The sequence below is a fragment of the Nocardioides ginsengisegetis genome (assembly GCF_014138045.1).
GTDB classification, from domain to species: Bacteria; Actinomycetota; Actinomycetes; order Propionibacteriales; family Nocardioidaceae; genus Nocardioides; species Nocardioides ginsengisegetis.
In genome coordinates this window covers 2068299-2080986 of the sequence record NZ_JACGXA010000001.1, presented here as the reverse complement: position 1 = coordinate 2080986, position 12688 = coordinate 2068299, and the positions used below count along the sequence as shown (strand labels likewise).

At 71.8% G+C, this 12688-nt stretch carries 11 protein-coding genes; 8 read left to right on the top strand and 3 right to left on the bottom strand.

The genetic code is table 11. The features are described 5' to 3' along the window. Positions 1-3 precede the first annotated feature (3 nt). A complete protein-coding gene (locus tag FB382_RS09980) occupies positions 4-1254 on the bottom strand; it encodes an alpha/beta hydrolase (RefSeq protein ID WP_182538813.1) in 1251 nt (416 codons plus the stop codon). Positions 1255-1299: 45 nt separating this feature from the next. Between FB382_RS09980 and FB382_RS09975 the strand changes: the two genes are divergently transcribed. Both FB382_RS09975 and FB382_RS09970 read left to right on the top strand, forming a co-directional pair. Then, entirely contained in the window at positions 1300-2718 is a 1419-nt protein-coding gene (locus FB382_RS09975) for a WS/DGAT/MGAT family O-acyltransferase (RefSeq protein WP_182538812.1), read from the top strand. Between the two features lie 55 nt (positions 2719-2773). Continuing rightward, positions 2774-4159: a pyridoxal-dependent decarboxylase gene (locus FB382_RS09970; protein WP_182538811.1), complete on the top strand. Its 1386-nt coding sequence runs from the start codon at positions 2774-2776 to the stop codon at positions 4157-4159. Positions 4160-4168: 9 nt separating this feature from the next. On the opposite strand, the gene FB382_RS09965 is transcribed toward FB382_RS09970, so the two are convergent. Then, on the bottom strand, positions 4169-5080 hold the full coding sequence (locus tag FB382_RS09965; protein ID WP_182538810.1) for an alpha/beta fold hydrolase: 912 nt from the start codon (positions 5078-5080) through the stop codon (positions 4169-4171). A gap of 34 nt (positions 5081-5114) precedes the next feature. On the opposite strand from FB382_RS09965, the gene FB382_RS09960 reads away from it, so the two are divergent. From FB382_RS09960 to FB382_RS09940, 5 genes are read left to right on the top strand one after another with little or no spacing between them, the layout of a single operon-like run. Next, on the top strand, positions 5115-7313 hold the full coding sequence (locus FB382_RS09960; protein WP_343055548.1) for an acyl-CoA dehydrogenase family protein: 2199 nt from the start codon (positions 5115-5117) through the stop codon (positions 7311-7313). Continuing rightward, positions 7310-8236 carry a bifunctional MaoC family dehydratase N-terminal/OB-fold nucleic acid binding domain-containing protein gene (locus FB382_RS09955; protein ID WP_220481316.1) on the top strand — a complete coding sequence of 309 codons (927 nt, stop codon included), beginning with the start codon at positions 7310-7312 and terminating at the stop codon, positions 8234-8236. Before FB382_RS09960 ends, FB382_RS09955 begins: the two co-directional genes overlap by 4 nt. Positions 8237-8253: 17 nt before the next feature. Further along, complete coding sequence (locus FB382_RS09950) at positions 8254-8625, top strand: hotdog family protein (protein ID WP_182538808.1); 372 nt, start codon at positions 8254-8256, stop codon at positions 8623-8625. Next, on the top strand, positions 8622-9785 hold the full coding sequence (locus tag FB382_RS09945) for a lipid-transfer protein (protein ID WP_182538807.1): 1164 nt from the start codon (positions 8622-8624) through the stop codon (positions 9783-9785). The genes FB382_RS09950 and FB382_RS09945 overlap by 4 nt, the downstream gene beginning before the upstream one ends. A gap of 24 nt (positions 9786-9809) precedes the next feature. Then, positions 9810-10241, top strand: coding sequence for a hypothetical protein (locus FB382_RS09940; RefSeq protein ID WP_182538805.1), 432 nt, complete (start codon positions 9810-9812; stop codon positions 10239-10241). Positions 10242-10497: 256 nt separating this feature from the next. Here FB382_RS09940 and FB382_RS22540 read toward each other — a convergent pair whose 3' ends face one another. Beyond that, on the bottom strand, positions 10498-12009 hold the full coding sequence (locus FB382_RS22540) for a DUF222 domain-containing protein (RefSeq protein WP_182538803.1): 1512 nt from the start codon (positions 12007-12009) through the stop codon (positions 10498-10500). Positions 12010-12170: 161 nt separating this feature from the next. Between FB382_RS22540 and FB382_RS09930 the strand changes: the two genes are divergently transcribed. Next, positions 12171-12671, top strand: coding sequence for a SigE family RNA polymerase sigma factor (locus FB382_RS09930; protein ID WP_182538801.1), 501 nt, complete (start codon positions 12171-12173; stop codon positions 12669-12671). Positions 12672-12688: the final 17 nt, after the last annotated feature.

The following is a 12688-nucleotide window of genomic DNA, read 5'->3' as shown; positions in this document are numbered from 1 at the left end:
GCATCAGTCGGGAGCGGGGGAGCCCGCCTGCTCGCGGCGGTAGATGTTCCAGTGCCAGTGCAGGTAGCGGTCGATCGCGCGGACCATGTGGGCGCTGCGGATCGAGGGGAAGATGTCGAAGGCGTGCTGGGCGCCCGGCAGCTCGGCGTAGACGACGGTCCGCTTGGACACCTGGCGCAGCCGCTCGACGAACAGTCGCGCCTGGCCGACGTCGACGAGCGAGTCGACGGTGCCGTGGATGACGAAGAAGTCGGGGGCGTCGCGGGTGACCCGCAGGATCGGGGAGGCCGCCTCGAACGCCTCCGGGTCGTCGCTCCAGCGCTTCTGAAGGATCCGCGGCGCGAGGAACCGGTCGCGCATCTGCTCGGCGTTGCGCAGCCCGGTCGAGCCGGCGAAGTCGTAGACGCCGTAGTGCGGCACCGCGCACTGCACGCTGGTGTCGGCGTCCTCGAAGCCGGGCTGCCACTCCGGGTCGTTGGCGGTCACGGCGGCGAGCGCCGAGAGGTGCCCTCCGGCGGAGCCGCCGGTGATGGCGACGTACGACGGGTCGCCGCCGTAGGACGCGATGTTGTCCTTGACCCAGGCGATCGCGCGCTTGACGTCGACGATGTGCGCCGGGAAGGCGTCGCGGGGGGAGAGACGGTAGTTGATCGCCACGACCACCCAGCCCTTGGCCGCGAGGTGCTTCATGAGCGGGATCGCCTGCTCGTCCTTCTTGCCGATCGTCCAGCCGCCGCCGTGCACCTGCAGCAGCACCGGTGCGTCGGTCAGGTCGCCCTCGGCCGGGCGGTAGATGTCGAGCAGCCCGCGCCGGCCGTGGTCGGGGGCGTAGGCGATGTCCTTGTCGACGCGGACCGCGAGGTCCTTGAAGCGGAACGGGTTGACCAGCTTGCGCCACGGGGTCGCGAGCTCGGCCGGCGTGGGCTTGGCGTCGAGCTGCTCGACGTAGTCGAGGCCCAGACCCTCGACGAGTGCGTCCTCGGCGGTGGTGCGCACCCGGCGGCTCTGGTCGATCAGGAAGCCCAGCCCGGCGGCGGTGGCGCCGGCCAGGACCAGGCCGGTGCGGCTCCGCTTCTTCCCGCGCGTGAGGTGGACGGCGGTGTCGGCCGCGGTGACCGCGAGCAGGTGCGGGGCCAGCTCGCCGGTCATCCAGCCGGCGAAGAAGGACGGGATGCCGGCCCGGTAGCCCGGCACCGGGCGGATCGCGTTGGCAGTCAGGGCAGCCGCCACGAGGCGTCGGCGCAGGAAGGACATGTCCGAATTCTAGAACACGTTCCACAAGCGGTTAGGATGCGGCCCATGGACCGCCTCTCCGGGCTCGACGCGAGCTTCCTCTACCTCGAGACGCCCGCGCAGCTCATGCACGTGTGCGGGCTGATCGTCCTGGACCCCTCGACGATGCCCGACGGCTACTCCTTCGAGTCGATGCAGGCCGAGATCGACCGCCGGGTCAGCGACGTGCCGGCGTTCACCCGCAAGCTGCGCCGGGTGCCGCTGGGCCTGGACCACCCGATCTGGGTGCGCGACCGGCAGTTCGACATCGAGCGCCACGTGCACCGCCTCGCGCTGCCCGAGCCGGGCGGCTACAAGGAGCTCGTCACGCTCGCGGGCCACCTCGCCGGGCAGCCGCTGGACCGCTCGCGGCCGCTGTGGGAGATGTGGGTGATCGAGGGCTACGAGGGCGACAAGGTCGCGGTCTTCTCCAAGATGCACCACGCGACGGTCGACGGCGTCTCCGGCGCCAACCTGATCTCCCACCTGTGCAGCCTCGAGGCCGACGCCGAGCCGCTGGCGCTCGGGCCCAAGCAGGAGTACGGCCGGGAGCCGGGCCGTCGCGAGCTGCTCAGCCGCGCCATCGTCAGCAACGTGGCCCACCGCCCGATGACCGCGGTCAAGCTGCTGACGCCGTCGGCGCAACTGATCACCAGGACGGTCGGCCGGGCTCGCACCGGCACCGCGATGGCGGCCCCCTTCACCGCACCGCGTACGTCGTTCAACGGCACCATCACCGGCCACCGGGCGATCGCCGTGGCCGACATCAGCCTCGACGACATCCGCGAGATCAAGTCCGCCACCGGCACCACCGTCAACGACGTGGTGCTGGCCGTCGCCGGCGGCGCCCTGCGCTCCTACCTCGACGCCCGCGGCGAGCTGCCCGACACCTCCCTGCTGGCCACGGTGCCGGTCTCGGTGCGCGAGCAGTCCAAGCGCGAGGGCGGCGCCAACAAGGTCTCCGCGCTCTTCGCCAAGCTCGGCACCGACGTCGAGGACCCGCTCGAGCGCCTCGAGGAGATGTCCCGCAACAACCGCAACGCCAAGGACCACCACCAGGCCATCAGCGCCGACTCCCTGCAGGACTGGGCGGAGTTCGCCGCGCCGCGGACCTTCGGCCTCGCCGTCCGGGCGTACGCCGGCCTCCGGCTCGCCGAGAAGCACCCGGTCGTGCACAACCTGGTCATCTCCAACGTGCCCGGGCCGCCGATCCCGCTCTACTTCATGGGGGCGCAGATCCTGGCGCTCTACCCCCTGGGGCCGGTCTTCCACGGCGCCGGGCTGAACATCACCGTGATGTCCAACCACGGCCACATGCACGTCGGGATCATCGCCTGCCGCGAGTCGCTGCCGGACGTGGACGACCTGGTGCAGCGCTTCCCGGCCGAGCTGGCGGCCCTCAAGGCCGCGGTCATCGCCCAGCAGACCGCCAAGCAACTGCGCTAGCGACCCCCAAACCGGGGATGACCGCTGCGGCGGGACGCGGCGTAGCGTCGTCGGTGTGCAGGATGCCCCCGACATCTTCGCGCGAGTCGCGCAGCACGCTGCGCTCTTCCGCGCCGGCCTGCGCGAGCGCCGTGTCGCCCCCGACGGCGACGCCGCGCGGCTCGCGAAGGCCTTCGGCGACCCGTTGCCGGACGCCGGCAGCAACCCGGTCGCGGTGGTCGACGCGCTGGTCAGGGCCGCCGAGCCGGGGCTGGTGGCGACGGCGGGGCCGCGCTTCTTCGGCTTCGTGATCGGCGGCAGCCTGCCCGCGGCCACCGCCGCCGACATGCTCACGAGCGCGTGGGACCAGTGCGCCTTCAACGCGGTGCTCTCGCCGGCCGCGATCGCGGCCGAGCGGGCCGCCGGGAGCTGGCTCAAGGACCTGCTCGGGATCCCGGCGTGGTCGTCGGTGGGCTTCGTCACCGGGGCCCAGGAGGCCAACACCGTCGGCCTGGCTGCGGCGCGCCACCACGTGCTGGCCGTGGCCGGCTGGGATGTCGCGCGGCGCGGCCTGCTGGGCGGCCCGGCCGTGCGGGTGGTCGCGAGCGCCGAGCGGCACGCCACGATCGACCGGTCGCTGCGGCTGTTGGGCCTCGGGGACGACTGCGTCGAGGAGGTCGCCACCGACGCCAACGGCGCGATGGACATGGTCGACCTCGCGCGGGTGATGGGCGCCCGCGACGACGGGCCGACGATCCTGTGCCTGCAGGCCGGCAACGTGAACACGGGTGCCTGCGACGACCTCGTCGCCGGCTGCGACGTCGCCCGGCAGTACGACGCATGGGTGCACGTCGACGGCGCGTTCGGGTTGTGGGCCGCGGCCAGCCCCACGACCAGCCACCTGGTGCGCGGGCTCGAGCGAGCCGACTCGTGGGGCTGCGACGGGCACAAGTGGCTGAACCTGCCCTACGACAGCGGCTTCGCCTTCTGTGCCCACCCGCAGGTGCACGCGGCGGCGGTGTCCTACACCGCGTCGTACCTCTCGGGGTCGGGGGAGGTCGAGCCGGGCGGAGCCGACCTGACGCTGTCGTCCTCGCGACGCGCGCGGGGCTTCGCGGCCTGGGCCGGGCTGCGCGAGCTGGGCCGCGACGGGGTGGCGGAGCTCGTCGAGCGGCCGTGCGCGCTGGCCCGGCGGTTCGCCGACTCGCTGTCGGCGCGCGGGGTCGAGGTGGTCAACGACGTGGTGCTCAACCAGGTGCTGGTGTCGTTCGGGTCCGACGCGACCACCGACGCGGTCATCGCCGGCGTTCAGCGCGAGGGCACCTGCTGGATGGGCGGCACGACCTGGCGCGGGCGGCGGCTGATGCGGATCTCGGTCTCGAACTGGTCGACCACGCAGGAGGACGTGGACGCCTCGGTCGACGCGATCATGCGGGTTCGCGCGCGGTTGCGGTCGTCCTGACGGCCGACGTCAGGCCCGGCGCCGCCGGAAGTCGCGGCGGCGGGCGTGGACGGTCGTGCAGGCCTCGACCAGCGCCGGCACGAACTTCTCCGCCTCCAGCACGCAGGCGGCGTGGCCGGCGTCGATCTCGTGGACGGTGGCGCCGGGGATCCGGCGGGCGATGGCCAGCTGGTTGCTGGGCGGCAGCACCTTGTCGTGGAGCGTGACGACGACGGCGGTCGGCACGTCGATGCGGTGCAGCCACGGACGCGAGTGGTGCCGGCCGAGCGCGGCGACGGCCTGGCCGACCGCCCACGGGCTGGTGCTGCGGAACTCCGCCATCGCCCACTCGTGGATGTCGCTCGGCTCGACGAGGGCCTTGGTCGCCGCTCGGGCAGCGCGCGCCGCCGTACGTGACCGGGAGAACCCGCGGAGGCCGAGCATGGTCAGCTCCATGCCCTGGTGGAAGGCGCGCTCGGAGGGGGTGGAGCGGAAGCGGTCGGTGGTCGCGCACAGCACCAGGCCCTCGACCAGGTCGGGGTGCTGGCGCCAGACGCGCTGGGCCACGATCGAGCCCATGGAGTAGCCCGCGACGACGACCTGGTGCAGCCCCAGGACCTCGATGAGCGAGGCGACGTCGTCGGCGCAGTCGTGGAGCGAGAACGCGTCGGAGGAGATACCGCGGCCGTGCCAGCGCTGGTCCAGGGTGACGACGCGGAAGCGCTCGGAGAGCGGCCGGATCGCGGGGTACCACGTCAGCAGCCCCGTGCAGCCGACCGCGTGCAGCAGCACCACGGTGGGGGAGTCGGGGCGCGGGCCCGGCGTGTCGGTGACGTACGTCGACCCCCGGCCGGGCAGCTCGACCATCCGGCCCCGCGGGACCTGGGCCCAGGGCATGTACACCTGCCGGCGCAGCAGCGCGCGGGGTGAGAAGCAGGTCATGCGCCCAAGAGTAGAACAGGTTACAGTTTCTTTCGTGAGCCACCCCGCAGCGTCAGGAGTCGCCGTGGACCCGTCCGAGTCGGTCGAGGCCGTCCGGCGCGTCGTCACCGATGCCCTGGACCGGTCCGCGGACTGGTCCGCACTCGCCTCCGCCGGCCTGCTGGCCCTGGCCGTGCCTACCGAGCAGGGCGGCGAGGGACTGGGGCTGGCCGAGGTCGCCGTATTGCTGCGCGAGACCGGCGCCCGGGCGGTGCACCTGCCGGTCTGGGAGACGCTCTGCTGCGGCGCGCTGACGCTGGCCGCGCACGGCACCCCCGACCAGCGTGCCGCCTGGTTGCCCGGTGTCGCCGACGGCTCGGTGCTGCTGGCGCCGGCGGTCCGTGAGGCCGGCGCCGGGATCCCCGAGCGCCCGGCCGCCCGGGTGAGCGGTGGGCGGGTGACCGGACGCAAGGTCGCGGTGACGTACGCCCAACGGGCCCAGCGGCTGCTGGTCCCGGCCGTGGACGAGGACGGACGCACGGTCGTCGCAATGGTCGACCCGCAGGGGCCCGGCGTCACCCTGCTGGCCAGCGGCGGCTCGTCGGCCCGGCAGCCGCTGCACACCGTCGTGCTCGACGGGGCACCGGCCGAGCTGCTCGAGGGGGACGCAGCGACCACGCTGCGCCACCTCGCGATCGCCGGCCTGTGCCTCACCGCCGCGGGGGTCGTGGCGGGCGCACGCGACCTGACCGCGTCGTACGTCAAGGGCCGTGAGCAGTTCGGCCGCAAGCTGGCGGAGTTCCAGGCTGTGGCCCAGCAGGTCGCCGACGTGTACATCGCCTCGCGGACGATCGACCTGGCCGCCGCCAACGCCGCGTGGCGGATCGGCGCGGGCCTGGACGTGACCGACGACCTCGCCGTGGCGGCGTACTGGACGGCCACCGAGGGCCCGGCCGCGCTGCGCACCTGCCACCACCTGCACGGCGGGATGGGCGTCGACGAGACCTACCCGCTGCACCACTACTTCTCCTGGATGGCCGACATCGCGCACGCGCTGGGCGGCGCCGTCGAGGACGTCCACGTCGAGGACCCGGCGGCGAAGAACCTCGAGCTGACGGCCGAGCAGCGGGCGCTCAAGGCGGAGCTGCGCGACTACTTCACCGGCCTCGCCTCGCACGAGGAGCACGTCGACATGGGCCGCGACCGGCATGGCGAGACCTACCAGCGGGTGATCCGGCAGATGGGCGCCGACGGCTGGATGGGGATCGGCTGGCCGACGGAGTACGGCGGGCACGGGCTCGGCGAGGTCGAGCAGACGATCTTCGCCAACGAGGCGCAGCGGGCCGACGTCCACCTCCCCGCCGTCACGCTGCAGACGGTCGGTCCGACCCTGATCCGCTACGGGACGCCGAAGCAGAAGGCGATGTTCCTTCCCCGGATCCTCAAGGGGGACGTGCACTTCGCGATCGGCTACAGCGAGCCCGACGCCGGCACCGACCTCGCCTCGCTGCGGACCACCGCGCGGCGCGACGGTGACCACTACGTCGTCAACGGGCAGAAGCTCTGGACGACCGGTGGCCACCAGGCCGACTACCTGTGGCTGGCCGTGCGGACCGACCCGGACGCGCCCAAGCACCGCGGCATCTCGATCCTGATCGTGGACACCACCGACCCCGGCTACAGCTGGACACCGATCATCACCGCCGACGGTTCGCACCACGTCAACGCGACGTACTTCAACGACGTCCGGGTGCCCGCCGACATGCTGGTCGGCGAGGAGAACCAGGGCTGGAAGCTGATCACCACCCAGCTCAACCACGAGCGGGTCATGCTCGGCCCGGCCGGGCGGCTCGAGGGGCTGCGGGACCGGGTGGCCGAGTGGGCGGCCAAGGCGGGTGTCCTGGAACGGCCGGACGTCGTCCAGGTGCTGGGGCGGGTGACCGCGGTGTTCCGCGTCAACGAGCTGCTCAACTGGGAGGTCGCGCGAGCCGCCGAGGGCGGCGAGATCTCGGTGGGTGACGCGTCGTCGTCGAAGGTCTTCGCCTCCGAGCAGGTGCAGCACCTCGCCGCCGACCTGGCCGGCGTCGTGCACCGCTACGGCGACCCGAGCGACGAGGAGACCGGCCAGCTGATGGACTACCTCGACGCGCAGGCCAAGCGGAACCTCGTGCTGACGTTCGGCGGCGGGGTCAACGAGGTGCAGCGCGAGCTGATCGCGATGTTCGGGCTGGGGCTGCCGAAGGTGCCGCGATGAGTCTCCACGACCAGGTGATGGCCGAGGCCGCGCGCATCCAGGGGCTCGGGGAGACGGCCGGGCGCGAGGCCCGCGACCCGGTCAACCAGCCGACGATCAACAACTGGCTCGAGGCGATGGGCAACACCAACCCGCGCTTCGCAGCCGGGTCGGGCCGGGGCGAGGCGCCGCCGTCGATGGCGCAGGTGTGGACGATGTACGGCCTCGGTGGCAAACCTCCGGCCGACGACCCGCTGCACGGGATGATGAACGTCCTCACCGACGCCGGCTACACGGCCGTCCTCGGCACCAACTGCGAGCAGGAGTACGTCCGCTACCTGCGCGTCGGCGAGCAGGTCCGCGTCACCACCGCCCTCGACTCCGTCGTGGGCCCCAAGCAGACCGCGATGGGCGAGGGCTACTTCGTGACCTCTCGCAGCACCTGGTACGTCGGCAGCGAGGTCGTCGCCACGATGTTGTTCCGGGTCCTGAAGTACAAGCCCCGTTCGGTGGTTGAGGAGCGAGCGCCAGCGAGCGTCTCGAAACCCGAGACCTTCGTCCTGCGCCCGATGCAGAACCGCGACACGGAGTTCTTCTGGGACGGCACGGCGGCCGGGGAGCTGCGCATCCAGTCCTGCAACGCCTGCGGCGCGCTCCGCTTCCCGCCCGGCCCGGCCTGCCCGGACTGTGGAGCGCTGGACCGCGGCCACGTGGTGGCGTCCGGGCGCGGCACCGTCTTCTCGTACGTCGTCCACCGTCACCCGCCCGTGCCGGGCCGCGACCTGCCGATCCTGATCGCCGTGGTCGACCTCGAGGAGGGCGTCCGGATGGTCGGCGAGCTGGTGAACGTGGAGCCCGACGACATCAAGATCGGGATGCCGGTGACGGTCGACTTCCGCCGCATCGACGACGACCTGACCCTGCCGGTCTGGAGGACCTCGTGACGCCGTTGGTTCTTGGGGTGGGAGACGTCCTGGCCCCGTGGGAGCTGCCGATCACGCCGACGCTGGTGGTGAGCACCGCCATCGCGACCCGCGACTTCCAGGACGTGCACCACGACCGCGACCTCGCGCAGGGGCACGGGAGCAAGGACATCTTCCTCAACATCCTGACCTCCAACGGCCTCGTGGAGCGCTACGTCACCGACCGGCTCGGCCACGACATCGACGTGCTGGGCATCGCGATCCGGCTCGGGGCGCCTGCCCACCCCTACGACACGTTGACGTTCACCGGCACGGTCGCGTCGGTCGAGGACGGCGTCGCGACGATCGACGTACGCGGTGCCGTGTCGCTGGGCGACCACGTGACCGGGACGGTACGGGTGCGCGCATGAGCCTCTACCGCAAGGCCGCGATCGTCGGGATCGGCGCGACGGAGTTCTCCAAGGAGTCGGGCCGGTCGGAGCTCCAGCTGAGCGTCGAGGCGGTGCGGCACGCGCTGGCCGACTGCGGGCTGACGCCGGCCGACGTCGACGGTTTCACGACGTTCACGATGGACACGTCCTCGGAGATCGCGGTGGCGCGCGAGCTGGGCTGCGGGGAGCTGCGGTTCTTCAGCCGGATCAACTACGGCGGCGGGGCGGCGTGCGCGACGGTCCAGCAGGCCGCGATGGCGGTGGCGACGGGCGTGGCCGACGTGGTGGTGGCCTACCGGGGCTTCAACGAGCGGTCGGGGTCGCGGTTCGGGCAGTTCTCGGTCGCGGCCGCCCAGCAGGTCAACACCAACGGTCTCGACAACGCGTGGACCTACCCGATGGGGCTCGGCACGCCCGCCGCGACGGTGGCGATGCAGGCGCAGCGCTACCTGCACGACTACGGCGCCACCTCCGAGGACTTCGGCCGGGTCGCCGTCGCCGACCGCCGGCACGCCGCCACCAACCCGGACGCGTTCTTCTACGGCAAGCCGATCACGATCGAGGACCACCAGGCCTCGCGGATGATCGTCGAGCCGCTGCACCTCCTCGACTGCTGCCAGGAGTCCGACGGCGCGGTCGCCCTCGTCGTGGTCTCGGCCGAGCGGGCGCGCGACCTGAAGCAGAAGCCGGCGTACGTCGCCGCCGCGGCGCAGGGGAGCGGCGCCGACCAGTTCGTGATGACGTCGTACTACCGCCAGGACATCGGCATCCCCGAGATGGGCGTGGTCGGCCGCGAGCTGTGGCGCCAGTCCGGCATGGGCCCGGCCGACATGCAGACGGCGGTGCTCTACGACCACTTCACGCCGTACGTCCTCATGCAGCTGGAGGAGCTCGGCTTCTGCGGCCGCGGCGAGGCGCCCGGCTTCATCGCCGACGGCGCCATCGAGATCGGTGGCCGCCTGCCCGTCAACACGCACGGCGGGCAGCTCGGCGAGGCCTACATCCACGGCATGAACGGCATCGCCGAGGGCGTCCGGCAGGTGCGCGGCACGGCCGTCAACCAGGTCCCCGACGTCGAGCACGTGCTCGTCACCGCCGGCACCGGCGTGCCCACGAGCGGGCTGGTGCTGGGGGTCTAGGTGCACCGCTTCCTGCCCCTCTCCGTGCTCGGCGTCCTGGTCGCGGCCGCGATGACCGCCGGCATCACCGACGACGGAGCCGACGGGCTGCCTGAGCTGTCGGAGGCCCAGATCAGTGCTGCCCGGGAGCAGGGCGTGATCATTGAGGTCGACCATGACCGGGGACCCGTCGATGAGGCCATGGCTGCGAGGCTGCTGGCCGCTGCGCATGTCCGGGGTGACCCGAAGCGGCACCAGGTGCTCGCCGTGTCGCGGGGTGCCTTCCGTTACGCGCAGGACGAGGATGCGGCCAGGTCCGACGACGCGTGGCTCGTCGCCGTCAGCAACGTGGCAGCAATCTGCTTCGGCGGTGACCTGTGTCCGCACCCTCCGGACCTGGGCACTGAGGTCGTGGCCCTCACCGCGGACACCCTCGATCCGATCGGTGACTACTGGGTCTTTCCCAGCTCCGACTAGGAACTCGCTGGAGGCCGCTATCGTCCGACAGGCCATGAAGCCGCTGACCGTTCTGTGTGTCATCGCCTGGGCGAGGATCCGCGGCACCTACTGGCATGCCGAGCGAGAGCTGAACCAGGCAACGGCAACCCACCGCAGGGCTGGGGGAATCCCTGTCAGGCGGGCCGGCTGACGTTCCAGTCCCGGACCACGGCGACCTTCAGCTCCTCGGCCGGAGAGGTGGTCTTCCACCGCACGTCGCGGTCGAGGCCATCGTTCATCTGTTCGTGACGCGATCCGCACTCAGTGTGATCTGTCCGGTGTCGAACTGGTGCTGGAGACGGACCAGGGCGCGGTCGAGGGGGTCGGGGCTGAGCCATGCCTGGGCGTCGGTCTCGGTGATGTCGTGGGTGCCGGCGGCGTCGACGAGGCGGTGCAGTCCGTGGGGGGTACGCCAGAGTGTCTCGCCGGTCTCGGTGGTGGCGACCCGGTAGCCGAGGTGGGTCTTGGCGCGGTGTGCGGTCCGGGAGAGTGGTCGGCCGGTGTGGCTGGTGGTCTGGCCGGGTGGGCCGGTGGGTCGGTAGGGCACGGGGTGGTCGAGGTCGACCTTCCGCGAGACCCGGGTGGCGTGGGGGAAGGAGTCGAGGGGTTGTCGGAGGTGGATGCGTTCCTTGATGGCCTCGGGGTGCTCGTAGGCGCAGCTGGAGACGAGCTGTTTGAGGTCGATGACCGGCTTGATGCTCACTCGGGTGTGGGCGAGGAGTTCGGTCAGCTGGGCGAGGGCGACCGGGCCGATGCCTTCGACCCGGGCCACGCCGCTGGCAGTCCCGCTGACGGTGCCGGTGAGGGCGGCTTCGTGGAGGTGGACGTAGAGCACGGAGTCGGGGCGGAACCGGTCGGGCTTGGCCGACTTCAGGGCGTCGAGGAGGTCGGCGGGGAACGCGAGCGCCCGCGGGACCGAATCGGTCTCGTCCTCGACAGGCTCGGCGTCCTCTGGCTGCTCGGTGTGTTCGAGGAGGAGTTGGAGGAGCTCGGCGGGTCGGGCGAGCCAGCCGAAGGCCAGGGAGCGGAGCAGGTCGCGGGGCGCGTCGGCGTGCTCGGGGCGGGTGGCGAGGATGTCGGCGACTCGGGTCACGACGGCGTCGACGTAGGCGGCGTCGCCGGCGTTGATGCGGGCGATGACGTGCCGCAGCCCGACCGCGTCGGTCCGCGAGAGGGACACGTAGCGGCGGTGGCGGGCTTCTTCGAGGCGGGTGGCGTGGGTGTCGGGGTCGGCCTCGATGATCTTGGCCTCGACCAGGGCGATCACTCTCGCGGGGGACTGGGAGCCGATGGCCCGGGCGACGGCCTGGTCGACCACGTCGACCGCGGCCAGGGGCAGGTCGCGGGTCAGGACGGCAACCTTGCGGGCCAGCCAGGGCTCGGCGCGGCCGGTGCGGGTGACAGTCCAGGTCTGGGGGAGTCGGTGTCGCAGGTCGAGCGCGTCGGCGGCGGCTGCGCGGGCGGAGAGGGTGTGGACGCCGCGGGCGATGCCGAGCTCGCACAGTGACAGCTCCCGGACCCGCGGGGTGCCCTCCCCACCGAGGTCGACCAGGCGGTCCGAGCCCGGCGGCGACGGGATCGTCGGGTCCGGCCGCGGGTCGTCGCGGGGATCACTGGAGTGAAGGTCGCACCAGTGCAGCACCAGGAGCAGGTCCTCGACCTCGGCCCGCCGCCGCCGCGTGACCACGTCCCCGAGCAGCGCGAGCGTGTCGCCTGCGTCGAGGTCGGTCACCGGGAGCTGAGCCATGCCTCATTGTATTCGAAGAGAGATTCGAAAACAAGCAGACGTGGCGAATGGAACGAAGTTGGGAGGACGCTGATGGCCGGGCAACGTTTTTGGTGGGCCAGCACGTCTTGGTAGCGAATCTCGATGTGTAGTGGCATGTCAGGGCCGAAGGTCGTGATCGCATGGCGGAGGAGTCGGACTTCGACGCATTCGTGGAGGGTCGTTCCCCGGCCTTGTTGCGCTCGGCATATCTGCTCGTCCAGGACGAGGGCCTGGCTGAAGACCTGCTGCAGACTGCGCTCGTCAAGGCGTGGTTCGCCTGGGGGCGGATCCAGGAACCCGAGGCGTATGTGCGCCGCATCATGGTGACCACGTCCGCGTCCTGGTGGCGTCGGCGTTGGCATCGCGAGACGCCGACCGAAGTTCCCGGTGAGCGGCACGTGGCGGCCGGGGGTGAGGAGGTCGAGAACGCACAGGACCTGTGGAACGCGATCGGTCACCTCCCGCGGCGGCAGCGTGCCGTGGTGGTGCTGCGCTACCTGGAGGACCGCAGCGAGGTGGAGACCGCTTCGTTGATGGGCTGCTCGGTGGGCACGGTCAAGAGCCAGTGCGCGAAGGCGTTGGTCAAGCTCCGCTCGGACGTGGCGCTCGCTTCGGACGTCGAGGAGGGAAGCCGGTCATGAACGGCGAAGACCTGAGG